The following is a 24,272-nucleotide window of genomic DNA, read 5'->3' on the forward strand; positions in this document are numbered from 1 at the left end:
GTGCGTATTCATAGCTGGGTTCTGATGACCAACCATGTTCATTTGCTCGTTACCCCACAAGAAGATGATGCCATATCCCGCTTTATGCAGTTTATTGGGCGGCATTATGTCCGCTACTTCAATCATCGAATATTTAGGGTCAGAGTAAAAACTATTGCCTTTTCTTGAGGCCAATATTTAGGGTCAGAGTACAAATATTTAGGGTCAGAGTAAAAACTATTGCCTTTTCTTGAGGCGATCGTCTCTTCAGTGTGGATGTTCAAGGTTAGTTTTTACTCTGCCCCTAAATAGAAGCTAAACTAAAGAATACTCAATCGTTCAAGGATGAACGTAATGGCAAGGCTTAAGCGATATACCCCAAAGGGTATCCCTCAACACGTGATTCAGCGTGGTAACAATCGTCAGGTTTGTTTTGGCTCGGATGAGGATATGGCAGCTTATGCCTATTGGCTTCACGAGGCTGCAGTTCGATACGATGTGCGTATTCATAGCTGGGTTCTGATGACCAACCATGTTCATTTGCTCGTTACCCCACAAGAAGATGATGCCATATCCCGCTTTATGCAGTTTATTGGGCGGCATTATGTCCGCTACTTCAATCATCAATACCAGCGCACAGGTACTTTGTTTGAGGGGCGATTTAAATCATGTCCAGTGCAGAGCGAGGGCTATTTTCTTGTCTGTCAGCAGTATATTGAACTAAACCCTGTTCGGGCAGGGATGGTGAGGGATCCGGCGGACTATCATTGGTCCAGTTATCGATGTCATGCCTTTGGTCAGGCTGTTGCTATGTGGGAGCCGCATGAGCAATATGTGAGCCTTGCAAAGACCCAGTTGACGAGAGAGGTAAGATATAGGGCGTTGTTTGCTGGCCAGGTTGAAGAGGCGCTGCTGAGTGATATCAGGTTGTCGGCAAAACGAGGGATGGCACTGGGTTGTGAACGATTTAAAGAAGAGCTTGAGGTTTTGGGCGGCAGGCGACAGCGGTTGTTGAAAAGAGGGCCAAAGTAATAGGATTAGTTTTTACTCTGACCCTAAATATAATACACCCCGTAAAGAATATTGGAATTGTTATGGGTAATGTCTCACAGAGGCTATACGTATTAACCACTACTGATTCATCTCGATTTAGGGATAATAGAACACATCAGGACGATACTGCACACATAAGGATATGAGTGCTACAGGGATAGTAACAACGAAGGCCGCCTCGAGAGAAGCGGCTTTTTTTGTGGCTGGGATTACTGCTCTCGTCGCGGCGGCGACATTAAAAACTCGCCGATGGCGGCGACTGTGTCGCCGGGGTTGTCGCAGATCACCGCGTGGCCGGCGCGTTTGATGGTGGTTAACTGACCGCCTTTGATCAAGTGCTGCTCGAGCATTTTGTTGGCGGTCTTGGCCCGTAAGATGGCGGATATGCTGCCGCGGATGACGTGGCAGCGAATACCGGCGGCGTCGATGGTGTCGAGCGCCAGCCACAGCTGCTGGTTCTTTGGTGCGGTTAAATCGCTGGCATCGTGGCGTCTTTCGCCCGGTTTCCACAGCACCTTGGCAAAGCCGGGGTCTGTCTTGACCCGATAGCGGCCATCGTCTGTCGCCTTCAACCCGTGCCGACACAACGCCGCCACCGCGGCGGCTTGGGCAAAGACATAAATACTCTTCAAATAGTGGCTGAATGCCTCTGGGCTGGCAAAGTCCTGCTGCATCGCCTCGGCATCGACTCTGACTTTGGCGGCGCCGTTGTCGCCGACATCGGGGCCGGTATCGATCAACGTCAGGCTGGCCACCTTATCGCTGTGCTCGGCGGCCAGTAACAGGGCGATTCTGGCGCCCAGGCTGTGGCCGATTAAGTGGTGCTGGCCAATGGCCAACTGTTGTAATACCGCCGCCACATCGGCCATCAACTGGTCGTGCTGATAGCGAAGCTCGGGGTCCCAATCCGAGTCGCCGTGGCCTCTGAAGTCGATGGCAATCAGCGGTTGAGCGGTGGCGATGTCGTCGGCCAGCGGCTGCCAAATATGGCTGTTATTGGTAAAGCCGTGTAGCAGAATGGCGCAGGGGCGGTCGCGGTGTTGGCAGTATTGTCGCCAGTCGAGAATGTTCAGGCGGGTGCCATCATCGAGGCTGAGGCTGCGTGTCTGTGGTGGATACTGACGAGTTTGTGCGGCTGACATCATACGGATACTGGCGTGGTGAAAATAAAGGCATCGATTCTAACAGTTTAATGGTTATAATCGGTTGTCTTAGAGTGATTTTATTGGGAGCAGGTGTGGATATTGATCAGGGCAGAGCGGCTTACGCCGATGTGCGTTATACCGACGGCGAAGAGGTAACCGACAGTTTGATCGCGGCCACATTATCTTTGCTGGAGAAGTTCGACGAGGGCATTTTTGTCGTCTTAGAGTTACCCGAGGATCGAGAATTTCACTATTTGCGGGTCAATCCCATCTGGTGGCTGGCCCAGCCCACCGTGGGTGAGGGCTGGAAATTAATGGCCAAGGAATCCTTCGATGGCCTGGTCAAGCAACACCTGGCCGCCAAGGGCATTGCCTTTAACGGTATTCTTTAGCCTTTATCGTTGTTGCGAATAAAATCGGCCAGTTGCCACATCGGCTCTTTCAGCATGGCTTTTACCTCATCGCTGGCGTTGATTTTCTCCAGCGCCGCGTCCATGCACAGCAACCACTGGTCGCGCTCTTTCTCGCCGATACTAAAGCCCTTGTGCGGTGTGGTTAGGCAGACGCTGCTGGTGGCATCGGCATACAATGGCGGTCCGCCCAACCAGCCGGTTAAATACATAAACAGACTGTTTTTGATGGCATCGAGGTTGTCGGCGTGCATGCGACGAATCGGCTGGGCCTCTTCCAATTCATCCATCGCCTCATAAAAGGCGTTGGCCAGGGCGCGGATGCCATCTTCTTGACCGAGTAGCTGGTAGGGGGTGGACATGGTCTTTCCTCATTATCTTTTGCCCTATTGTAAGAAAATCCCCTCCATTGCGATATTAGATTGCTATAAATTTTTGTTAGAATTGATCTAACGTAATTTTAGAGTGTGGCGCAATGAATCTTAAGGCATTAACCGAGGAGTTAGACTCGAGCTGGCAGCGAGTGATCAACCCTGAACTGGCGCAAGATTACATGGTGGCGCTGCAAAAAACCTTGGCGCAGCGCCAGCGACAGGCGACGGTATTTCCCGATAACGCCGCCATCTTTAATGCCTTTAAAGGCTTGCCGATGAATGAGGTCAAGGTGGTTATCCTCGGCCAGGACCCTTACCACGGCGCAGGCCAGGCCCACGGCCTGTCGTTCTCGGTGTTGCCGGGGGTGAAGATTCCGCCGTCACTGCGCAATATCTATCAGGAGCTGGCCGATGACCTCGGGGTCGAAGCACCGTCCCACGGCTGCCTCGAGCGTTGGCAACAGCAGGGAGTATTGCTGCTCAATAATGTGCTAACCGTCGAGCAGGGCCAGGCGGCAAGCCACAAGGGGAAGGGGTGGGAGACCCTGACCGATGCGATTATCGAGGCGATTAATCAACAGTGCCAGGATGTGGTATTTCTGCTGTGGGGGGCGCCCGCGCAGAAGAAGGCGAAGAACGTCGACCCCCGTCGCCACAAGGTGTTGATGGCGCCGCACCCGTCGCCATTATCGGCCTACCGTGGTTTTTGGGGCAGCAAGCCATTCTCACAGGCCAATAAATATTTATCACAACGGGGTCGAGATGCCATCGACTGGCAGCTATAATACTGATATATCAAATAAATAAGTATTTGGGTGGAGGCCGATACAGGCCTTAGGGAAGAGCTATGAGTGATTCGGAAAGTTTATCCGAGCAACACGGTGTCGCCATTGGCATATTACAGCGCGGCAATCTGAAGTTTCTAGAGGCGGCTATTCGTGAGCACTGGGGCCTGGGGCAGAACATTGTGCTGTGCTGGCGTACCACGGCCAAGGGCATCGAGCTGTTAATGGCGCCCCACTATTTTCTGGCACAGTATACCGCCGCGCTCAATCAGACCGCCGTCGACAGCCGTCTCGAGGCATTGAACGGCTTGTTTATCAAAAAATTGATTTCTGGCCGACGCTATATGAAGGCACAGGCGTTTAATGGCACGGCCAAGCGCCTTGGGCTGGAGCCAATTGCCATCGACCTGCCGGTGCCGATTGCCGATGATGGTGCCGCCCAGTCGCTGGTCGAGGAGTTGCTGCACCGCTACAGCATCAGTTATGTCGATAAGCGGGCGGTATTGCTGTTTGATATTGTCGATTTCTCGCTGTTCACCCCCTTCGAGCAAACCAGTCAGTTAAACAGTCTGTCCTATTCAATTAACTCGTCCTATCACAAGCTGTTAAAGCAGCATATCGAGATCAACTTCACCCGGACCACCACCGGTGATGGCTTCTATATTTGGAGTCGCGACAACACCCCGGAGGCCAGCCTCAACCTCTACCTGTTTATGCTGTTAGTAGTCATGGATAACGCCATTGCCCGTCGCCGCGCCGTCGGCAACACCGTGCCGCTGATCCGCACCGGTTTTCACATGGGCAGTCATTACGAGTTCTACCAGGCCGAGGGGCTGAATCCGACCATGTTTAGCTATATTGTCGGCGACGTTACCATCGAATTGGCGCGGATGCTCGATGGTGCCTCACCGGGTCAAATTGTGATGGGGGATTTTGAGACATCCGTTCCAACATCCAGCGGCGAGGGGGCGTATCTTATCGATGTTGACACCCCGCGTTTTGTCGAGCGTGCCCGTAAGAAGCTCGCCTCGTTAAAAGACTGGTCACTGACCGAGGACAAGATTTTGGAGGTTCGTTGCTACTTAACCGGCGAAACCGGTGCCTCGGGTGGCGAAACTGTGAAGACCTTCACGATAACAGACAAGCACGGCATGACCCGAAAAACTTATAATGTAAGAATAAATATACATATGTCGAATGGTCAGGCCATTATTCTGGGCATGCAGCGACGCTCTAAAGAAAAGCGAGAAGTGATAGAGCAGCGGCGGTATGCCCGACAAGAGAGTAGTCAGCGTCGGCAATTGAGAGATCGGATAGAACAGCAAAAAGGCTTGAATACTCATGGAGAGTAAAAAACGGTTAACATTGGTGTCTACGGCCGCGAGAATCACACGATGACCTTGCCGCAAAGGGCAGTGCCTGGCCAAAAGCTGCGTCACCCTCATCGCCGGGGCTTCGATGTTACCAATACTATTGCGGTGTCCGATACGACGCAGGTTTGTGAGGCCGTGGTGGCTATTCTCAGCCCGCTCTATGATGATCTCGATACGGCGCTGATTCGGCAATCCTTTGCCGATTTAGAGGCGATGTATCACGGCAAGCGTCAGGGCTTTTTTGGCTGTGAAACCGGTTACCATGACTTGCAACATGTGCTCGATGTGACGTTGGCCTGCGCCCGTTTGATGGATGGTTATGAGCAGAGCCACTGCGGCTCTGAGCAAGCGTTAGGAGCCCGCCGTATTGAATTGGGTATTCTGGTGGCGCTGTTTCACGACTCTGGCTATATCCGTCGCCGGGGCGATACCCGTCACTTAGACGGTGCCGAATATACTCGTATCCATGTCACCCGCAGCGCGCGTTTCCTGGCCGATTATTTAACCGAGATAGGCCATGAAGATTGGGTGCCGCTGGCCAAAAAATTGGTGCAATTTACCGGCTATGAAATTGTGCCCGATGAAATTGAGCTCGCCAATCCTGTTTGTCGTAAGCTCGGTTATCTGGTCGGTTCCGCAGACTTGGTGGCACAGATGGCTGACGCGGATTACCTCAACAAGTGTCGCGATCATTTATTCGATGAGTTCGAAAAAGGCGGTGTCGCCAAGAGTGTCGAGAAAAACGGCACGATAAACGTTGTTTATAGCAGCGCCTTGGATTTGTTAAGCAAGACGCCGGGCTTTGTGCACACCGCCATTGAAACCCGTCTCGAAGGGTATTTTGAGGGGGTTTATCGCTATGCCGAGCAGCATTTTGGTGGCGACAATCTGTACATGCAGGCACTGCTGCATAACTGCAGTTTTCTCGAGGCTGTGTTGGCCCAAGATGATATCAATCTGCTGGCAGAATCCTTAGGTTGATAAAAAATAATCTATTACTTCACGTTGATAATGTAAGCTGCATCGCTGATTTTAAAATCTAACAGCGTTATTATGTGGTGTAATTATTATAAGTGAGTAAGGGTTGTAGGATGAAGAAAATTGTAGTGCTGGGCATGGCGGTAATGTTAACGGCTTGTATGAGTACCGATCCATATACCGGCGAACAAAAAGTCAGCAATACTGCCAAGGGTGCAGGTATTGGCGCGGTGACCGGTGCGTTAATTGGTGTGGCGACATCGAGCAAGAAAGACCGTGGAAAAGGTGCGTTGATTGGTGCCACTGCCGGTGGTGCCATCGGTGGCGGTATTGGTTATACCATGGATCGCCAAGAGGCGGCATTGCGCGCCAAACTTGAAGGCACCGGGGTAAGAATCCAGCGTGAGGGTGATAATATTCGGCTGATTATGCCGGGCAATATCACCTTTGCCAGCTCCAGCTCTGACATTCGCTCAGACTTTTATCCGGTATTAGACTCGATCGATATTGTGGTGCAAGAGTTTGACAGCACCGTCTTGCGCGTCGGCGGTCACACCGATTCTACCGGCAGCTCGTCGATGAACCAAACCCTCAGTGAACAGCGCGCCAACAGTGTCGGCCGCTATCTGATTACCCAGGGTGTTAAGGCGGGTCGTGTTCAGACCCAGGGCTATGGCCCACGTTACCCTATTGCCTCTAACAGCAGTACTCAGGGTCGCGCGGCTAACCGCCGAGTAGAGCTCGAACTGTTGCCACTGTAAACAGTTGTCAGCTTGACTGGCCTGGCATTAGCCGGGCTTTTTTATGCCTGAGGTTTTATCCGCGCTTCAGTCTGTTGTTATAATGCAGATATTATTCGCTGACCCACATCGAGCCCTATGAAAACCGACACAACTTCTTCTCTGTTAATGCCTGCGATGGCGACTCCGGTGTTTAGCTGTCAGCCCGGCTGTGATGAGCGTGCCGCGCTACTGGCCGGGGCAGTGGGTTCGACGGTGGTGGCAAGCCTGGCGCAGTGCCCGAAGGATCAGTATGTCTTAATGGTCTCCGATGACGGCCTAAGGCTGGCCATGGCGGGCGGCAAGGGCGGCGATATTATCGCCGATTTTGGCGCCGGCGCCGTGGCACATCGCCGTTTACACGGTGGTGGCAAGGGGCAGATGATTGCCAAGGCCGTTGGCTTTGGCAAGGGGGTCACCCCCTCCGTGCTCGATGCCACTGCCGGCATGGGTAAGGATGCCTTCGTGTTGGCGACTCTGGGTTGTCAGATGTCGCTGTATGAACGCTCGCCGATAGTCGCTCAGCTGTTATCCGATGGCCTGCAACGTGCTGCCGAATTCGGCGATGGTGAGTTGCAGCAAATTGTCGGCAGAATGCAGTTGCATCACGGCGATGCCATCGAGGTGATGGCGGCGGCAACGTCGCCGCTGGCCGATGTGATCTATTTGGACCCGATGTTTCCGGCCAGCAAGAAGTCGGCGGCGGTGAAAAAAGAGATGCAGGCGTTTCAGCAGGTGGTCGGTAAGGATATGGATGGCGAGGCGCTGTTGGCGGCGGCAATCAATGCCGCCGGTTACCGCGTGGCGGTTAAGCGGCCGAGAAAGGGCGAGCCTCTGCCCGGTGTTAAACCGGGTTTTCAGCTGATGGGTAAGTCGTCGCGTTACGACATCTACCCACTGAAGGCGTTTAAATAAGGCCTATTGAGCCAGCATATTGACCAGTGTGGCGCAGTAGATGTCATGCAGTTTATCCAGGTCTTCGGCCTTGACGCATTCATCGACCTTGTGGATGGTGGCATTGACCGGACCAACCTCAACCACCTGGGTGCCAGTCGGTGCGATAAAGCGGCCGTCCGATGTGCCGCCGGCGGTGGACAGCTCGGTCTGGTATCCGGTGGCGGATTCAATGGCGGCAGAGATGGCATCGACCAGGCGGCCTTTCTCGGTTAAGAACGGCAAGCCGCTGAGGTTCCAGTTGAGCTCGTAGTTTAGGCCGTGCTTGTCGAGGATGGATACCACCCGCTGTTTGATCACCTCGGGGCTGAGTTCAGTCGAGAAGCGCAGGTTGAAGACGACCGAGAGAGTGCCGGGAATGACGTTGGTGGCACCGGTGCCGCCATTGATATTGGAAATCTGGAAACTGGTGGCGGGGAAATAGTCATTGCCCTCGTCCCAGTGCTCCTGACTGAGATCGGCCAGTGCTGGCGCCGCCTTGTGAATCGGGTTGTCGGCCAGGTGCGGGTAGGCAACATGGCCCTGGGTGCCATTGATCGTCATCTCGCAGCCGAGGGAGCCGCGGCGGCCGTTTTTGATGATATCACCGACTTTATTGGTGCTCGATGGTTCGCCGACCAAACACCAATCGATGTGTTCGCCCTGGGCTTGCAGGTGCTCGACTACTTTTACCGTACCATTGGTGGCCGGGCCCTCTTCATCGCTGGTGATTAAGAAGCCGATGCGGCCGCTGTGGTCTGGGTGCTTGGCGACAAATTCTTCGCTGGCGGTAACCATGGCAGCCAGGCTGCCCTTCATGTCTGCGGCACCGCGACCGTATAGCATGCCGTCGACAATCTGCGGCTCAAACGGCGGATATTGCCACTCAGCGACGGGCCCCGTAGGAACGACATCGGTGTGACCGGCAAAGGCCAGCAGTGGCCCACTGTCACCGCGTACGGCCCAGAAATTATCAACATCCTCGTAGCGCAGACGCTCGATGCGAAAGCCAATGGCGGCCAGTCGCTCAATCATGATGTCTTGGCAGCCCTTATCGTCAGGGGTGACAGAGTCTATGGCAATGAGTTGATGAGCAAGCGCTAAGGTGTTCGATAGGGTAGTCATGGACAGGTATTCTTTCATTATAGGATGAGATAGATACAGCAGGCGCAGTATACCGGAACTCTAGGTGATTCCCACTATCTGCGCATTATCTTTCAATTGGTGACGCTGTGATTGCTACTTTTGCTTGGTGAAATCCAGCGTCGTGTGCTTCTTGCGGTACTCACGAATATAGAGATAGACCGTGTGGCGCGAGATGTCGAGAAAGGTGGAGACAGTATTGACCGCCCCTTTGAGCTCGAATAAATCGTCGCGGTAGAGGCGATAGATGATCTGGCGCACCTTCTCCTTGGCGGCAATATTGTGATCCTTGATAATCTCATCGGAGATTCTTTCAAGCTGGGCCTCAAGAGAGTTTTCCTCGTTGAAGGTAACCCCTTGTTCGCCGGTGATTTTGTTCAGGTGGCTGGGGGTTAGCGCGGCGATAAAGTTGCTCATTGGCGAGTCAAGATTGAGGTTGATACAGAGTAGCGCAATGGCCTCGCCCTTGAGATTGCGAATGGCCACGGTGGTGCATTTCATGAGCTTGCCGTTCTTGGCGCGGGTGAAATAGCTGTCGGCAAAATTGGCGCCGTTTTCGTGCATTTTATTGAGCATATGCAGCGATAAATCAGTAATAGGAGCGCCCATTTGACGGCCAGAGATGTGACCGTTGACGAATTTAACCACCGATTTTTCGGTGTCTTCCAGTGAGTGCAAGACCACCTCACAGGTTTCACCCAAGAGGTTACCGAGGGCGTCAACAACGGGGAAGAATGATTCGAGTATCGCATGTTCGGCGGCAGTAAATTTTTCGGCGCGGTTGAACTTCAGGTTGTCATATTTCATTTGTTGAGCCTAAATAAGAGGATTGTAACCCCTTTGATGGCATTTCATCGAGGTTTTTAGCGCTATTTTGTCGCTTTCTTTGATCTATGCTTTAAATCATAGTCAACAACTGTTGAATTTTCTCGCTGGCAGATCTCTGATCCTATTACAACGCCAGCTTTATCGAGCTGGGCTATATTCAATCCTCAGTCTTCTTTGTTTTGTGTCGTCACTGCTGCTGCGGCATACTGTGGGTAACTGCCTAAATATAATAGTAAAAAACAATCGAAGAGGTCATTTTGAAACTACGCACTCAATTCGTCGACGCCTTTACCAACACCGCTTTTCATGGCAATTCTGCCGCGGTTATTATTACCGAGCAGTGGCTGGGTGATGAATTGATGCAGTCGATTGCCAGTGAAAATAATTTATCGGAAACGGCCTTTGTGGTCGGCTATGGTAAGCACCGATATAACATTCGTTGGTTCTCACCGCTGACCGAGGTGGCCTTTTGTGGTCATGCCACCCTCGCCGCTGCGCATGTGCTGTTTAGCCAGAATACGGTGATTGATGAGGTGGTCTTCAAGGCCAAGGCGGTGGGTGAGTTAATCGTTCGGCGGGGGCGAGATGGCTTTATCGATATGACATTTCCCAGCCGCCTGCCCAAGGCTGTGTCAGCCCCTGAGGCATTATTGCAGGCATTTTCGCCGCTGCCGCCAGTACAGATTCTGCGAAGCGAACAAGCCTATTTTGTTGTCTATGATCGTGCTGAGGATGTGTTAAATGCCTCGCCTGATCTCGCATTATTAAAAACGCTGGCGCCCTTTGATGTGGTGGTGACTGCCAAGGGCGATCATGACAGCGATCACGATTTTATCTCTCGCTATTTTTGGCCGGCCAATGGTGGTGATGAAGACCCAGTGACAGGTTCCATTCATGCCGGGTTGGCGCCTTATTGGTCAGAAGTGCTGCAAAAAACGCAGTTAACCGCTTATCAGGCCTCAGCCAGAGGGGGCGTGTTGCTCTGCCGTGTTAGCGGACAGCAGGTTGTTGTCTCTGGTCAGGCAGTGCAATATCTGGAGGGCTTTATTACCCTGGCCGACTAAGCAATAGCAGCATAAAAAAAGGCTTAACCCTGTGGTTAAGCCTTTTTTCGTTTTGGCCGTGGACAGTGAACAACAATCGACGATAAGACGGTTTGTCGATATCCGGCAAGAGGGTACGCCCAACCTATTCTTTTTTTACACCGAACATCTTGATGTAATTATCCGCTATTAATTCAATCAGCTGTTCCAGTGGTAATTGTTTCATCATCTCGTTCTGTTTCTCGCCGCTCTCGGTGGCAATTTTACAGGCGAGCTTGCCAAGGTTGTCAAAGGCGACCTGGGCGCAGTCTTCCGGCGACTGAGCCAGGACATCATCGGCGTTGGCGTACTTGCGATAGCTGGGGGTGTCAGTGCGGTCGGGTATGAGAGTAAAAACCTCGACGCCCTGCTGCTTGAATTCCCACCACAGGGTTTCAGAAAACTTACTGACAAAGGCTTTGGCACCACTGTACAGGGCGCTAAACGGCGCGGGAAACTCACCGGAGCGCGATGAGACATTGATAATGCCGCCCTGGCCACGCTGACACATCTGTTCGCCAAAGTGGCGGGTTAAGGCAACCACGGCAAACATATTGATTTTTAGCTGCGCCCAGATAAACGATTCCTCGACATCCAAGAACAGGTCGGGGCGAGTCAATGCGGCATTGTTAATCAGCAAACCAACCTGTTTATCGGCGGTGTTACTGATAACCCCGTCCATGAAGTTGTCATCGGACAGGTCGGCGACAAGGGTGTCGACCTGCAGCGATGTGGCGACCTGAAGTTCATCGGCTGTCTGTTCGAGCAGTGATTGATTGATGTCGAGCAGCAAGACGTGGAAGCCTTTGTCGAGACAGATTTTGGCAAAGGCCAGGCCCAGCCCCTGTGCTGCGCCGGTAATCAACGCCCAGCTATTTTGTTGTTGCAGTGCTTCGCTCATGATTTAGTCCTTGTCCAAGTCTGCCAGTGTACGCATTTCAAATTCGACGGCCTGATGTCCTTGTTGCTCGAATTCCGCCTTGTTGCAGTGTCCTGCACGGGGTACGAAATCGGCAATGTCGGCATCGGCTTTGCCGGTCTCGATGGCCACCTTGAGGGCTTTCAGGCGCGGGTTTTGACGCAGCAGAAAGCGGAAGGTGAGCTGGCCGTCGAGGTAGTCGCCCCAGTCGACCCAGGTATAGCCATGCTCTGCGGTGGCATTGGTCGGGCGGTTCTCCTTGGTCGATACCACCAGGTTGTAATAGCCATCCTCATCGTGGGCAATTTGATGGTCGACGACGGCGTCATTACAAATACCGGCCCAGAAGTTATAGGTGGTCACGGTAAAGCCGCGCGCCTCATTGCACTCGGCATAGACTGCAGTCTTTGGGGGATGAGGAGTACTAAAGGCCTTCGCTCTGACCACAAAAACGTTGCCAAGGTGCTGGCTATAGGGCGAGACCAAATAGAGCAGGTCGTCGCTGGCAAGAATGTCGTAGGGTAGTCCCCAATTTGCCTTGGTGCTGAAGCGGGCCGGCCAGTTGATGGCACGGGCATCAGGTATGGGCAGGGAGGCGAATCGGGTGGTTTCCACCGCTGGCTCTATGCCAGCGGGGTAGGGGTCGATCTCATCGTAGTGGCTGACTTGCTTTCCCTCCGCATCGTAAATCGTCACCGAGGGCAGCAGCACACCTGTGCTGTTAGGTGGCATGGCGCCCAGCACAGAGTCGGTGGTGCGCAAAATCAAGAACACTGCCGGGTTGAATCCGCCGTTACGCTTGATGCCGACATAAGAGGTGTTTGATTCTGGCATTTCAGGTTCAGGGGTAAAGACCAGTTGGGTGGTGAAGCGTCTGTTGTATCCTTCCTCGACCACCTGGGTGAAAGGGTTTTGGCTGCCATCGTCCGGTACAATATCTTCATCGATAATCGTTTTAAGATTGTTGGTGTCGAAGTCTGAGGGGTGGAAGGCAAAATATCGACAGCGAAGATACTCGCCTTTGAAGACCACTTTGCCGCCGGTGGGTACCTGAAGAAACCCCGGTGGTGCGTTATCGCCATGCCAGAAGCGGGTGCTGAAATAGTTCGACGCCGATGTGTCTAACAGATAGGGGAAGCGGTTGTTGGTCAGTGGGCTGCCAATGCCAGGCCAGGCTGGGCAGCGGGACTCTCCGATTAGGCGACCTGCTTCGTATTGCCCGTCATCCAAGCGTTGACCGGTGGTCTCGGCGATGTAGTCGGAGATGCGACCCTCGACATTGGCCAGTTCGGGTTCGCACAGCTTGGGGAATATGCCGAGTACGGCCATCCCCTGGGCGTCGCGGGCCTCGGCCATTAAGTCGTAAAGAGCCTGCAGGTCATCTTTGATTGCCGCTGGGGCGACCTCAAGCAGTTGAGCAATAACGTCGGCGTGACCGACGAATTCATTGTAGTCGTGTTTGATGGCAATCTCGCCATCTTGTAGCGCTTTGAGTCGTTGTGAAAATTGGCTTTGAGGCATGATTATTATCCTTGTTGTGATGCTTCGGTCAATGTTTCGCCGGCTTCAATTTTTTCATAGCCAAAGGCGTCGAAGGCAAAACCCCAGTGTTCATTGACGGTATTAATGACGTGCTCAGGGAAGTCGAATTGATTTTTTTCAAATGTGCCGAGATTGTTTAGGTAGTCTTCGAACTTTGGTTTTACAGCATTGAAATCACCGAGATCTAATTGCTGGTAAATAGCCTCTAGGATCGGCAGCGGTGTCTCGTCCAACTGCTCGTACTTAATCTCGACCAGGTTGTCTTTAGGGATCAGTTGTCGTTGCTCCAAGTAGCTGTTCATTGTTGCTTTGTAGGCTTCCAATACCCAGGCGTCAATCGCCTGCCAATCAATCTCCTGTAGTGCCTCAGAAGGTAGAACCTTGCGATACATGTTGAGCATCGATTGATAGACGCGATAGGGGTTGCGCACAATGTTGACGTACTTGGCGTCGGGGAACATGCTGTTAAGTACTTTGATACGGCCGGTATTGCTTGGTGTTTTCAGTGCCAGTCGCCGGCCATTGTTGAGGATGGTGGCTTTTTTGACCACCTGCATATAGCCAGCCTGCCAGGCTTTTAGCTGCTTTTGGTTGCTGCCCAGTTGCGTCACGTAACGGTCGTAGACATCCAAGTTCTGCGGGAAGCTCATAAAGTGCAGCGAGGCGTGCTCGCTGATATTGACCAGTGCCAGCTCTTCTTCCTGTGGCGCATCCATCGACATGGCGACGTTATCCATCGGCCGGGTCGAGGGCATTGAATTGGCCAGTAGCTTGGCCAGCCAGCCACGACCTGTTAAGGCGATGGGTTGCATGGTGGCCTGGTAGTTGCTCAAGACGCCAAATTGTGGATCCTGCCAAAACAAGTAGTGCAGGTGAGTGGTGCCGCTGCGGCCAAAACCGAGGAGAAAAACTGGGTCTTGCTTGAGCTCGGTTTTAGCCATCAGGCCGCGGTAGCGAATATTTTCGTACCAGCGAATAGGTTCGATAAAGCGACTGAATTTTAATCGTGATTTTAATCTTTTTTGAGAGCGTTCGGAGGTTTTATTTTCTTTTAACAGTTTTTTAAAAACCGGTAGCGGAATAAATTGTGAAATAGCCATGCTAGTTCCTTGGTCTGTTAAAAGGGGGTTATTCGGGTAGCTCAAATTTCCATGGCACGCCGTTGATATGGCCGCCGCCATCGGCGTGAATGGTGTTGCCGGTGATGTAGCGAGAGGGCTCGCTGGCCAGGAATGTACAAATGGGGCCGATGTCATTTTCAGCATCGCCCATGCGAGTCATTGGCTTGGTGTCCATTAACGCCTGGGCGCTTTTGGGGTCATACTTTTCGAAATTCAACCAGGGCTCAGTAATCGCTGCAGGGCAGACAATATTGCAGGTAATACCATACTTACCCCATTCAACAGCCGCTGTGCGACTGAGCGCGCGTAATGCTTCTTTTGAGCTGTTGTAGCCGGCGGTATATTGATGTGCATTGATGCCATTAAGGCTGGCCATATTGATGATTCTTCCTTTGCCGCTGCTCTTAAGGTAGGGGAAGGCTTTCTGCATCAGCCAAAAGGGTCCCATGCAATTGACAGCCATGTTCTGCTGCATCGATGCACTGTTCATCTTCTCCAGTCGAGAGATCGCCTCACTGGGGGTGGCATTGTTGACAATCACATCGATGCCGCCAAACGCTGAGACAGTGGCATTCACTAGGTTGGCGACGCTGCTCTCATTGGCCACGTCGGTGGCGACAAAGATGGCCTTGGTGTTACTGAACTGTTGGTTGATCTCCTCGGCAACAGCGTTGCCTTTAGCCTCATTACGGTTAGCAATAACGATGTTGGCGCCCTCAGCGGCAAAGGCACGGGCTACGCCGCGACCGATACCCTGGCCGGCTCCGGTAATGATTGCTGTCGTGTTTGCTAGGCTTGGCATAATATTCCTCTTGTTATTAGCGCTTATTGACGATGTTGATAGACTAGTTAAACTGTTTACATGTGTAAAGTTACACTTTACACATGTAAAGTTATTTGTGGTTCTATAGAGGGCTGCCGTAACCTGCTGACTATAGGTATACTGATGGTGAAATGCTTGGCCATAGGGTTGAGTAGCTAGGTAGGTGTGGAGATTTATGAGTAAAGCAGTAGACGGTGACAACCATTCGGCATTGCCCCGCAGAGAGCAGCTAAGGCTGCAGACTCAGGATGTCATTTTTAAGGCGGCGATGGTTGAGATCTCAGCTGTTGGCCTGGCTAATATGAAGATAGACACGGTGGCCAAGAAGGCCGGTGTCACGCGGCCAACGATTTATGCTCACTTCCCGACTAAAGAGGACTTTTTGCGAGAGCTTGAGTTACGGACCCAGCAGCGAGCCTTGAGTTTGATGCAGCAACATATTGGCTCTGCTACCGGTTTGGATCTTATCCATAAGATGATCGATGCCATTTTTGAGTTGTTGGAGCGGACGCCGCAGACATTGCGGCGAGAGGTTTTTGGTTTTGTTATCCGCCATCCCGCTAAAGCTAACTGGAGCGAAAACGCGCTGTTCAGTTTTCTGCATCAAAGTATTTTGCAGGGCCAGCAGGCAGGGGATATACCGAAGGGGTATTCTCCAGAGGAATTGGTACAAATATCGACCACATCAATATTTGGATTTTTAGCCGTAGAGGCTGAGGACGCCGAGGGGCGGAGAAAGCGTTGTCACCAAATGGTAGGTCTTTTGTTCAGTTAATTTTAGCCAATATTAGATATTTAAATACATTTATTTGATCCTTTCGATCTTGACTGACTCATTGTTTTCTTGATAAGTATATAACCGTATTACTGGTGTCGGTATTTGTGGTAATAATGAGTCTAAACCAATGAAAAGTTGAGGTTGTTATGAGTGTTGTGTTAATTGCTATCGCTGTTACTGGCTTGTCTTCTGTTGGCTTCTCGCTTGTTCGAGAAATTAAAAGTGTCGGTGAGTTTGATTAAGCCTCATAACATTTTTATTTTTAGTTCTCATTTGTGCAAAAAATGTATCAGTCTCTGATCGAGTTTTTTGAAGAAATTATTAATGGTCAGGTTCCAGTCGCGCTTCCTCCGGAAATGAAACGCATAGGGTCTGACTTCTGCTTTACTCTTCCCTCGCTGTATCGCTACCTAAATGACGATGAACACTGCAGTTATTTGCAGTTTCGTTCACAGATTTATCAATCCACATTGAATACTGATTTAGCGCAATTAGGCTGGGCTGTCGATATTGTGACGGCTGCCGATCATGTTGATCAAACTGTCTATGGCCTGCTTCCGCTCGCTCGGATAAATTTAAATTGTCGCTTGTAACACTGGGGTTAGATACGTATTATTGCCTGCACAATTAAGTAGGTGCCCCTAGTGGGATAATCGGGAAGTATGGTCGCATACGTGCAATTCCATCGCTGCCCCCGCATCGGTAAAAGAGAGTAGCTTGCATCGCCACTGGGTAATTGACTATCTGGGAAGGCGCAAGTGTTGTTGTAATACCTCTCTGAGCCCGAAGACCGGCCTGTTTACTATTAACCCTTATACGGCACGGTGGGTGCAAAGGAAGTTTTATGTCTACTCAAGTAGTAAATTCTGCTGGTACAACCTCGTTTTCAACTCTTTCTCAGTCCTTGACTGCAGTCTGTTTTGGCTTTTTAGTGCTATTTTCCGTTGGTTTTTCACCAATGGATGTTGCGCATAACGCCGCTCATGATACCCGTCACTCTTTGGCTTTTCCCTGTCATTAAGCCTGCGCTTAATCTCAAGTTTTTGCTAAAAATTAAATAGTCATCTCCATCATTTTTTGATGGGGGAGTGTTTTTATGGTTGAGGGTAATCATGTTTTTTCGTGGAATAATTTTTAATGCCATCTTGGTAGGTCTACTGGCAGGCGTTGTATTAACGGCGGTTCAATTGTTGAGTGTGGTGCCGATTATCTTTGCTGCTGAAAGCTATGAGGTCGCTGAACCTGTCGCTGCTGTAGCGTCACATAGTCATGCTGAGGGGGTGGCGGCACATCATCATGATACAGAGGCCTGGGGGCCTAAGGACGGGCTGGAGCGAAGTTTATATACCCTGCTGTCGAATGTGTTAGCCGGTATAGGATTTGCCGCAGTGTTGCTGGCCGTGATGGCTCAGCTTAGTGTGCATAGACTGGTCAGCCCAACATTGGCGGCCGGTGTGCTTTGGGGCTTATCAGGATTTATTGCCTTTTTTATCTGGCCTGCTATCGGTTTGCCGCCAGAGATTCCAGGGGTTGAGGCTGCTGCGTTGGAATACCGTCAAGTGTGGTGGGTGCTGGCAGTTGCCTGTGCCGCCGCAGCACTGGCGATAGCTGCTTTTGCACCAGTCATCGTTAAAATCGCCGCGGTGCTGGTTGCTGCAGTTCCCTTTATCATAGGTGCTCCGCATGCTGATTTGCCGATGTTTAGCCATGAGGATCCTGCCGCTGTTGACGCGCTGACAAGGTTGCATGAGCAGTTCGTGGTGGCCAGTGGCCTGACAAATTTGCTGTTTTGGTTGGTGCTAGGACTGTCGGCAGCCTTTGCAGTTAGGCGTCTGGTACGCCCTTATCTGGCGGCTGCGGTGTCACCCAGGAGCGCTGCATAGCTGTGTCTAACTATCCTTTTACGGCGGTTGTTGGTCAGACGGCTTTTAAAAAAGCGTTGATTCTTGCTGCGATAAATCCAGCGGTGGGTGGTGTGCTGATCTGCGGCCCAAGAGGTGCCGCTAAGTCGACATTGTCACGTGCTGTTGCTGATGTTTTGCCGAGCGAAGACGCTGCCTTTGTGACGCTTCCTCTGGGAGCCAGTGAAGAAATGTTAGTCGGTAGCTTGGATTTGCAAAAAGTTTTGGATCAACAGCAGGTGGTTTTTCAACCGGGGCTGCTGGCCAAGGCCGACGGTGGAGTTCTCTATGTTGATGAGGTCAATCTGTTACCTGATACCTTGGTCGATCAGTTGCTTGATGTGGCAGCGTCGAAACACAATGTGGTCGAGCGTGATGGTGTCAGCCATCAGCACACAACGGACTTTGTGTTGCTGGGGACGATGAATCCCGATGAGGGTGAATTGCGTGGCCAGTTACTTGACCGTTTTGGTTTCTGTGTGCAGTTGGGTAATGATTACACCACCGATCAACGAGTTGATATTGTGACTCTGCGTGAGCAGTTTGACGCGGATCCATCCGCCTTTATTGATCGGTACCAGGCAGAGCAGTTGGCGCTCAAACGGCGCTTGTTGATGGCGCAGCAGCGCTTGGTTGATGTCCGCTGTGAGCGGGCATTACGGCTGTCGATAGCGGAGCTATGTCAGCAGGCGGCGGTCGATGGTTTGCGTGCTGACATCGTTTGTCTGCAGGCTGCCAAGGCTCACGCCGCATGGCAGCAGCGAACAGAGGTAATAGCAGAGGATATAGCGGCGGTGTCTGAGTTGGTGCTCAACCATAGGCGACGGAATATTAAACCGCCATCCCCGCCGTTTACTCGCCCTGATCACCCCAGAGATCAGCAGTCTGACCGCTCAGCGGCAGACCAACCGTCATCGGGCAATGAGGCGGCAGGAGAGTGGGGCAGTCTGTCGCAGCCGGTGGATGGCGATGATGTCAGCAGCGATGTCTATCTGGCAAAACCTGTTGACCGGCAGCGCAGTGAACGCTCGTTAGAGGGTGGAAAGATTAAAGGCGGCCATATGGGGCGTCAGCAGCAGAGTCGACAGCTGAGTGAAAAAGTAGACTGGTTTGCCACATTGGTTAAAAACGCAGGCCGCCTACCGCTGGCTCAGTTGGCCTTTAAACGGGCGCGAAGTGGTCTTGATCGGTTGCACTTGATTGTGCTGGATACCTCGGCCTCGGTGGTTGCAGATAAAGGCTTTTTGATCGCCAAGGCCGCAGCCATGACCATCATAGAACAGGCTTACCTAAAGCGTGAAAGGGTCGCTATTGTGTGTTTTGGTCAACAGCAGGCTTACACTTTAATGCCAGCTGTTAAGGCGCCAAAACAATGCCGTGATTTCCTCGAGAGTATCGAGGCGGGTGGCGGTACGCCGATGCAGAAAATGTTGCAGTTTGTGCAATCTTTTTTGCTCGATATTCAGCGTCGTCATCCAGCCACTGAGTGTCAACGTTATCTTTTTACCGATGGACGCAGCAGTCAGTCATTTGAGCAGATGAGTGTGGTCACTAACGGCGATCTGGGGCCGTGTATTGTTTTTGATATTGAGCAGTCGGCGGTTAAGCGCGGACGTTGTGCAGAATTGGCAGAGGCATTGGCGGCGCAGTATCAGCCGCTGTTAATCGCTTAATAGATAGAGAATAAGAAATGAGTGAAGAATTACATCGACAAAAATCAATCAAACGCAAGGCGGTTATCGACGCAAAAATTGCCAAGGCGACAGAACAGCGAGGGGTGTTAATTCTGTTGAAAGGCAATGGCAAGGGCAAGTCGAGCTCGGCCTTTGGTACCATGGCTCGCAGTGTCGGCCATGGTAAGCACTGCGCCGTGGTGCAGTTTAGTAAGGGGCGACTAGAGACCGGTGAGTTTAAGCTATTTCATCGCCACCCGCAGATTGATTGGCATGTTATGGGGCATGGATTTACCTGGGAGACCCAGGACTGTGCCCGGGACATTGCCGCCGCTGAGCAGGCTTGGCAAAAGGCAGCAGAACTACTGGCCGATGATAGTCTTGACCTGATCGTACTCGATGAAATGAGTTATATGTTCAAGTACGATTATTTATCCGTTGAACCCGTGGTTGCTGCATTGAAGGCCAGGCCGCGAATGCAGACTGTCATTATTACCGGCCGAACCATGGCCTTGGGCTTACAGGATATTGCCGATACCATCAGTGTGATCCAGGATGAACGTCACGCCTTTCGTTTAGGGGTGAAGGCGCAGGCGGGGATTGAATACTGATGACCGATTCAACCTCGCGACAATCATGCCCGACGCTGTTTGTTACTGCACCGGCATCTGGCCAGGGTAAGACGACAATCACTGCTGGTTTGGCTCGTTTTTTTGCTCGCCAAGGCAAGGTCGTTAGGGTGTTTAAGACCGGGCCGGATTATCTCGATCCTCAAATTTTAGCGCAGGCTTCTGGTCAGCCTGTTGAGCAGCTCGATATGTGGATGGCCGGCCCAGAGTACTGCCAGCAAAAACTCTATGAGGCGGCGGCAGTTGCCGATTTAATTCTGATAGAAGGTGCGATGGGCATGTTCGATGGTGAGCCATCGAGCGCAGATCTGGCAGCCTATTTCAATATTCCCATGGCCATTGTCATGGATGTCAAAGGCATGGCGCAGACCGCTGCCGCAGTGGCCGCAGGGCTGGCTGGCTTTCGTCAGGATATTACCGTGGCCGGCTTAATTGCTAACAATTGCGGCAGTGAAAGACATGCCCAGTTGATTCACGATGCGCTGCCAGCGACGTTGCCACTGTTGGCGACGTTGGCGCGTAATGAGGCGGTTGCCTTGCCAGAGCGCCACTTAGGCTTGGTCCAGGCGGCAGAGGTATATGATCAACTGGAAGACTGCTTTGACGCCGCAGCCGACTGGCTGGCAGGCAGTGGTTTTTCTCTGTCAGGGCATGCAGTCACCGATTTACCAGCGGCTGTTGCTTTCAGTGCCGGGCGCATAGAGCAACCCGAGAAACTGCTAGCCGGGCGCCATATTGCCATCGCTCGCGACCAAGCCTTTAGCTTTATTTATCAGGATAACCTCAGGTTATTGGAGGCAATGGGTGCACGTTTAAGCTTCTTCTCGCCATTGTCTGATACGCAGCTGCCGAGGGATGTTGATGCCATCTGGCTGCCCGGTGGGTACCCCGAATTACACGGGGCTGCGTTGGCGGCCAATCATTCAATAAAGGCCTGTCTTGTTGAACACCATGGTGAGCATAAGCCGATCTTGGCAGAGTGCGGCGGCTTTCTTTATTGCCTGGAGACATTAACCGACCTTGGTGAGCAGCAGCATTCGATGCTGGGCCTGTTGGATGGCCATGGTTGGATGCGAGGCAAACGTGGTTGTCAGGGCATGCAAACCGCAATGCTGTCAGAGGGTGAGGTGCGAGCCCATGCCCACCACCGGTCTCGCAGTACCGGCACCACCGAACCGGTCAGCCATGGCCGACGCCAGCGCCACCCTGCACCGGGTGAGGCGATTTATCAGCAGCGAGGCTTAACCGCCAGCTATTTACATTTATTCTTTGCCTCCAACCCGACTGCCATTGCAGCGTTGTTGGGCGCACACAATAGCCAATCTGTTGTATTGCCGGAGCACTTCGATAATGTCGGCTAACCGTGAATTAACAACAGACAATAATTTGATATTTATAGGAGAGATAGTCCATGTTGGTCAGTAGTATTTCGATGATGTTCGCCGGCTTTACCCTTGGTTTTATTCACGCCCTCGATGCCGATCATGTGATGGCTGTCACGGCGTTGAGTAATGAAAAACCCGGTTTTAAGAAAACGTTAAAATTCAGTGCCAGCTGGGCTGTCGGTCATGGCGGTGTGTTGTTGCTCGCCGGCATGGTGTTGTTTGGTCTTGGTGTCGCATTACCAGAAAGCTTGATTTGGTTTGCCGAATTGAGTGTTGGCTTTGTGTTGATTGCGGTTGGTCTACTGTGTTTTTGGCGTTTTCGAAAACAGCATATGCAGTTGAAAAGTCACAGGCATGGTGATGTCGAACATACCCATTGGCATGAACAGGGACACGCTAATGATAATTCTCAAAAAGCACATGCGCCGGTAATGGTGGGTATGTTACATGGTCTGGCGGGCAGTGCACCGGCGCTGGCATTAATCCCCGCTGTTGCCCACGGGCAGCTGTGGTTGGCCGGCGGATACTTGATCGTGTTTTCGGTCGGCGTGATGTTGTCGATGATGCTGTTCGGTGCCGGCCTGGGCCTGATGCAAAAGCAGTTGCAGCAACGCTTCACCCGGCTGTTTAATCTCAGCCGCTACTTGATTGCCAGTTTCTCGGTGGCCTTTGGTGGTTACTGGGTGGCGCAAGCGGTCTAACTATCGCTGTTAATCATTGATCAATTGGAGGAGGGGGTATGTGGCCAGAAAGCACTGAACAAGCACGTCCCCTGCGCAGTGGTTTAACCACCGGTTGTTGTGCCACCGCCTGCTGTATCGCGGCGGCGAATATGCTTTTTTTTCAACAGCTGCAGTCCCGTGTTGAGGTGCTGCTGCCAAGGGGTAAAAAGGTCGACTTAATCATCGACAGTGTGATCGAACAAAACCAGACCGTTAGAACGGCGACGATTAAAGATGCTGGCGATGATCCCGATGTGACCCATGGTGCCGAGGTCTATGTCGAACTGAGTTTAATCGACGCTGCCGAGATTCGGTTTTCAGCGGCTGAGGGCGTGGGCGTCGTCACCCGCGAGGGTTTGGCGCTGGCGGTCGGTGAGGCGGCTATCAACCCCGTGCCCCGCCAAATGATAACGGACCACCTGCTACAGATTGCAGAAGTTGCAGCTTATAACGGCGGTTTTGAGGTTGCTGTTGGCGTTATCAATGGCGAGGCGCTGGCGCAGAAAACCATGAACCCGCGGCTGGGTATTGTCGGTGGGCTGTCGATCCTGGGCACTACGGGCATTGTACGACCGTTTTCCTGTTCGGCGTATATTGCCTCTATTCATCAGGGCATCGATGTTGCCAAGGCCAATGGCATTAACCATATAGCGGCGACGACCGGCAGTAGCAGCGAGGCTGCCATACGTGACTATTATCAGCTCGGCGACATGGCGTTGATTGAAATGGGTGATTTTGTCGGTGCGGTATTGAAATACCTACGCAGGGTGCCGGTTGATAAGCTGACGCTGTGTGGCGGCTTCGGCAAGTTGACGAAACTGGCCAATGGCCACTTAGACTTACACAGCAAGTCGTCGAGTATTAATTTTGCATATCTGGCCAGTAAGGTCGGTCAGTTGCATGGTTCATCGAATTTGCAGCGACAAGTTTTAGAGGCTAATACCTCGATTGAAGTACTGGCGATGTGCCAGAAAGAAAGCATCGACTTGGTCTCTTTGGTTTGTCAGGAGGCCCGGCAGGTAGCCGAACAGACCGCGCGAGGACAGATGTCGATTGAGGTCTTCGCGATCAACCGTCAGGGCAAGATTATTGGCTGTGATAACGCAGCAACCGATTTAGCGGGAGGGCAGCGATGATACTTATTTTAGGCGGTACCGGTGACGCCAAGCGTATCGCCGAGGGGTTGATAGCACGCGAAATACCGGTTGTTTATAGCATTGCAGGCCTGGTGCGCGTGCCGAAAATGGCATGCGAGGTGTTGGTTGGCGGGTTTAGTCGGCGTGGTGGCTTGGCGCTGTATATGCGTCAACAAGGGGTTAGTCTGGTGCTGGATGCGACGCATCCGTTTGCCCAGAGAATGAGCGACGCCGCCGCTGTGGCCTGTGATCAGATGTCGGTGCCCTGTTGGCGTTTAGGGCGAGAGCCCTGGCAGCTCAACCAGCCTCATCGACTCTTTCATGACTGGCAGTCTTTGTTGTCTGCCGTCATCGATCAGCCCAGGGTATTTTTTACCAGCGGTCAGTTGCCGCCAGTGGTACAGCAGGCGGTATTAGCCCAGCGCTTTGGTCGTTCTGTATTACGCACCGCGGTGGCGCCGTCATCTATACCGATGCCTGGGCTGACGGTGGAGGTGGCGATAGGGCCGTTCAGCGTAGAACAGGAGATGGCATTGATGGAAAAACATCACATAGAACTGTTAGTCAGCAAGAACAGCGGTGGCTGGCCAGTGAGTAAATTAGCCGCCGCCGAACAATTAAATATCCCGGTGTGGTTGTTGCAGCCCCCTGTTTTACCCCTGGTTACAAGGCAATTTAACCACTGGCAAGATTGTGTCGAGGCCGTTGCTGAAGAGGCTTTGGGTTAACAAGGTTTGTAGAAAATTTGGAAAAATTATAAACGGAATTAAACGACGTTTTA

General features: G+C 52.1%; 27 protein-coding genes and 1 riboswitch. Of the genes, 19 read left to right on the forward strand and 8 right to left on the reverse strand.

All coding sequences use genetic code 11. The features are described 5' to 3' along the window. Both L9P87_RS17380 and L9P87_RS17385 read left to right on the forward strand, forming a co-directional pair. Positions 1-168 carry a transposase gene (locus L9P87_RS17380; RefSeq protein ID WP_290368541.1) on the forward strand — a complete coding sequence of 56 codons (168 nt, stop codon included), beginning with the start codon at positions 1-3 and terminating at the stop codon, positions 166-168. A gap of 165 nt (positions 169-333) precedes the next feature. Continuing rightward, positions 334-1,011 carry a transposase gene (locus tag L9P87_RS17385; RefSeq protein ID WP_237446033.1) on the forward strand — a complete coding sequence of 226 codons (678 nt, stop codon included), beginning with the start codon at positions 334-336 and terminating at the stop codon, positions 1,009-1,011. A 230-nt stretch (positions 1,012-1,241) separates the two neighbouring features. Here the strand turns inward: L9P87_RS17385 and L9P87_RS17390 are convergent, their stop codons facing one another. Beyond that, positions 1,242-2,177, reverse strand: a complete 936-nt coding sequence (locus L9P87_RS17390; protein ID WP_237446034.1) for an alpha/beta fold hydrolase — start codon at positions 2,175-2,177, stop codon at positions 1,242-1,244. A 92-nt stretch (positions 2,178-2,269) separates the two neighbouring features. Between L9P87_RS17390 and L9P87_RS17395 the strand changes: the two genes are divergently transcribed. Further along, positions 2,270-2,569, forward strand: a complete 300-nt coding sequence (locus tag L9P87_RS17395) for a hypothetical protein (RefSeq protein ID WP_237446035.1) — start codon at positions 2,270-2,272, stop codon at positions 2,567-2,569. Here L9P87_RS17395 and L9P87_RS17400 read toward each other — a convergent pair. Continuing rightward, positions 2,566-2,949 (reverse strand): group II truncated hemoglobin, encoded by a 384-nt coding sequence (locus L9P87_RS17400; RefSeq protein ID WP_237446036.1) that lies wholly within the window; start codon positions 2,947-2,949, stop codon positions 2,566-2,568. The genes L9P87_RS17395 and L9P87_RS17400 overlap by 4 nt on opposite strands. A gap of 113 nt (positions 2,950-3,062) precedes the next feature. Here L9P87_RS17400 and ung point away from each other — a divergent pair, with 113 nt between their 5' ends. From ung to L9P87_RS17425, 5 genes are all read left to right on the forward strand, one after another. Beyond that, on the forward strand, positions 3,063-3,746 hold the full coding sequence (gene ung, locus L9P87_RS17405; RefSeq protein WP_237446037.1) for a uracil-DNA glycosylase: 684 nt from the start codon (positions 3,063-3,065) through the stop codon (positions 3,744-3,746). 62 nt (positions 3,747-3,808) lie between these two features. Further along, positions 3,809-5,098, forward strand: coding sequence for a hypothetical protein (locus tag L9P87_RS17410; RefSeq protein WP_237446038.1), 1,290 nt, complete (start codon positions 3,809-3,811; stop codon positions 5,096-5,098). 42 nt (positions 5,099-5,140) lie between these two features. After that, positions 5,141-6,100, forward strand: coding sequence for a hypothetical protein (locus tag L9P87_RS17415; protein ID WP_237446039.1), 960 nt, complete (start codon positions 5,141-5,143; stop codon positions 6,098-6,100). Between the two features lie 110 nt (positions 6,101-6,210). Further along, entirely contained in the window at positions 6,211-6,858 is a 648-nt protein-coding gene (locus tag L9P87_RS17420) for a YiaD family glycine zipper/OmpA-like lipoprotein (RefSeq protein ID WP_237446040.1), read from the forward strand. A gap of 117 nt (positions 6,859-6,975) precedes the next feature. Beyond that, positions 6,976-7,791, forward strand: coding sequence for a class I SAM-dependent methyltransferase (locus L9P87_RS17425; protein WP_237446041.1), 816 nt, complete (start codon positions 6,976-6,978; stop codon positions 7,789-7,791). Positions 7,792-7,794: 3 nt separating this feature from the next. On the opposite strand, the gene dapE is transcribed toward L9P87_RS17425, so the two are convergent. Both dapE and L9P87_RS17435 read right to left on the reverse strand, forming a co-directional pair. Next, the gene (gene dapE / locus L9P87_RS17430; RefSeq protein ID WP_237446042.1) at positions 7,795-8,934 is read right to left on the reverse strand and encodes a succinyl-diaminopimelate desuccinylase; all 1,140 of its coding nucleotides are present in this window, start codon (positions 8,932-8,934) and stop codon (positions 7,795-7,797) included. Between the two features lie 114 nt (positions 8,935-9,048). Then, positions 9,049-9,759: a helix-turn-helix transcriptional regulator gene (locus L9P87_RS17435; RefSeq protein WP_237446043.1), complete on the reverse strand. Its 711-nt coding sequence runs from the start codon at positions 9,757-9,759 to the stop codon at positions 9,049-9,051. 278 nt (positions 9,760-10,037) lie between these two features. On the opposite strand from L9P87_RS17435, the gene L9P87_RS17440 reads away from it, so the two are divergent. Next, the gene (locus L9P87_RS17440) at positions 10,038-10,844 is read left to right on the forward strand and encodes a PhzF family phenazine biosynthesis protein (protein ID WP_237446044.1); all 807 of its coding nucleotides are present in this window, start codon (positions 10,038-10,040) and stop codon (positions 10,842-10,844) included. A 124-nt stretch (positions 10,845-10,968) separates the two neighbouring features. Here L9P87_RS17440 and L9P87_RS17445 read toward each other — a convergent pair whose 3' ends face one another. The 4 genes from L9P87_RS17445 to L9P87_RS17460 are packed head-to-tail and all read right to left on the reverse strand — an operon-like array spanning position 10,969 to position 15,246. Continuing rightward, positions 10,969-11,763, reverse strand: coding sequence for an SDR family NAD(P)-dependent oxidoreductase (locus L9P87_RS17445; RefSeq protein WP_237446045.1), 795 nt, complete (start codon positions 11,761-11,763; stop codon positions 10,969-10,971). A 3-nt stretch (positions 11,764-11,766) separates the two neighbouring features. Next, complete coding sequence (locus L9P87_RS17450; RefSeq protein WP_237446046.1) at positions 11,767-13,302, reverse strand: hypothetical protein; 1,536 nt, start codon at positions 13,300-13,302, stop codon at positions 11,767-11,769. A 5-nt stretch (positions 13,303-13,307) separates the two neighbouring features. Continuing rightward, the gene (locus tag L9P87_RS17455) at positions 13,308-14,423 is read right to left on the reverse strand and encodes a sulfotransferase family protein (RefSeq protein ID WP_237446047.1); all 1,116 of its coding nucleotides are present in this window, start codon (positions 14,421-14,423) and stop codon (positions 13,308-13,310) included. A gap of 28 nt (positions 14,424-14,451) precedes the next feature. Beyond that, on the reverse strand, positions 14,452-15,246 hold the full coding sequence (locus L9P87_RS17460; RefSeq protein ID WP_237446048.1) for an SDR family NAD(P)-dependent oxidoreductase: 795 nt from the start codon (positions 15,244-15,246) through the stop codon (positions 14,452-14,454). A 196-nt stretch (positions 15,247-15,442) separates the two neighbouring features. Between L9P87_RS17460 and L9P87_RS17465 the strand changes: the two genes are divergently transcribed. From L9P87_RS17465 to L9P87_RS17510, 10 genes are all read left to right on the forward strand, one after another. Continuing rightward, positions 15,443-16,042 carry a TetR/AcrR family transcriptional regulator gene (locus L9P87_RS17465; protein WP_237446049.1) on the forward strand — a complete coding sequence of 200 codons (600 nt, stop codon included), beginning with the start codon at positions 15,443-15,445 and terminating at the stop codon, positions 16,040-16,042. Between the two features lie 278 nt (positions 16,043-16,320). Then, positions 16,321-16,638, forward strand: a complete 318-nt coding sequence (locus L9P87_RS17470; protein WP_237446050.1) for a hypothetical protein — start codon at positions 16,321-16,323, stop codon at positions 16,636-16,638. A gap of 23 nt (positions 16,639-16,661) precedes the next feature. After that, positions 16,662-16,858: riboswitch (cobalamin riboswitch) on the forward strand. A 31-nt stretch (positions 16,859-16,889) separates the two neighbouring features. Then, on the forward strand, positions 16,890-17,066 hold the full coding sequence (locus L9P87_RS17475) for a CbtB domain-containing protein (protein WP_237446051.1): 177 nt from the start codon (positions 16,890-16,892) through the stop codon (positions 17,064-17,066). Positions 17,067-17,157: 91 nt separating this feature from the next. Then, complete coding sequence (locus tag L9P87_RS17480; protein ID WP_237446052.1) at positions 17,158-17,928, forward strand: CbtA family protein; 771 nt, start codon at positions 17,158-17,160, stop codon at positions 17,926-17,928. Between the two features lie 2 nt (positions 17,929-17,930). Continuing rightward, on the forward strand, positions 17,931-19,619 hold the full coding sequence (locus tag L9P87_RS17485; protein ID WP_237446053.1) for an AAA family ATPase: 1,689 nt from the start codon (positions 17,931-17,933) through the stop codon (positions 19,617-19,619). Positions 19,620-19,636: 17 nt separating this feature from the next. Continuing rightward, positions 19,637-20,230, forward strand: coding sequence for a cob(I)yrinic acid a,c-diamide adenosyltransferase (gene cobO, locus L9P87_RS17490; RefSeq protein ID WP_237446054.1), 594 nt, complete (start codon positions 19,637-19,639; stop codon positions 20,228-20,230). Then, positions 20,230-21,609: a cobyrinic acid a,c-diamide synthase CobB gene (locus L9P87_RS17495; protein ID WP_237446055.1), complete on the forward strand. Its 1,380-nt coding sequence runs from the start codon at positions 20,230-20,232 to the stop codon at positions 21,607-21,609. Before cobO ends, L9P87_RS17495 begins: the two co-directional genes overlap by 1 nt. Positions 21,610-21,659: 50 nt before the next feature. After that, a complete protein-coding gene (locus tag L9P87_RS17500; protein WP_237446056.1) occupies positions 21,660-22,334 on the forward strand; it encodes an urease accessory protein UreH domain-containing protein in 675 nt (224 codons plus the stop codon). Between the two features lie 38 nt (positions 22,335-22,372). Then, the gene (locus L9P87_RS17505; RefSeq protein WP_237446057.1) at positions 22,373-23,491 is read left to right on the forward strand and encodes a cobalt-precorrin-5B (C(1))-methyltransferase; all 1,119 of its coding nucleotides are present in this window, start codon (positions 22,373-22,375) and stop codon (positions 23,489-23,491) included. Further along, the gene (locus L9P87_RS17510; RefSeq protein ID WP_237446058.1) at positions 23,488-24,219 is read left to right on the forward strand and encodes a precorrin-6A/cobalt-precorrin-6A reductase; all 732 of its coding nucleotides are present in this window, start codon (positions 23,488-23,490) and stop codon (positions 24,217-24,219) included. The genes L9P87_RS17505 and L9P87_RS17510 overlap by 4 nt, the downstream gene beginning before the upstream one ends. The last annotated feature ends 53 nt before the right edge of the window (positions 24,220-24,272 follow it).

The sequence above is a fragment of the Sinobacterium norvegicum genome (assembly GCF_923077115.1).
GTDB lineage: Bacteria > Pseudomonadota > Gammaproteobacteria > Pseudomonadales > Sinobacteriaceae > Sinobacterium > Sinobacterium norvegicum.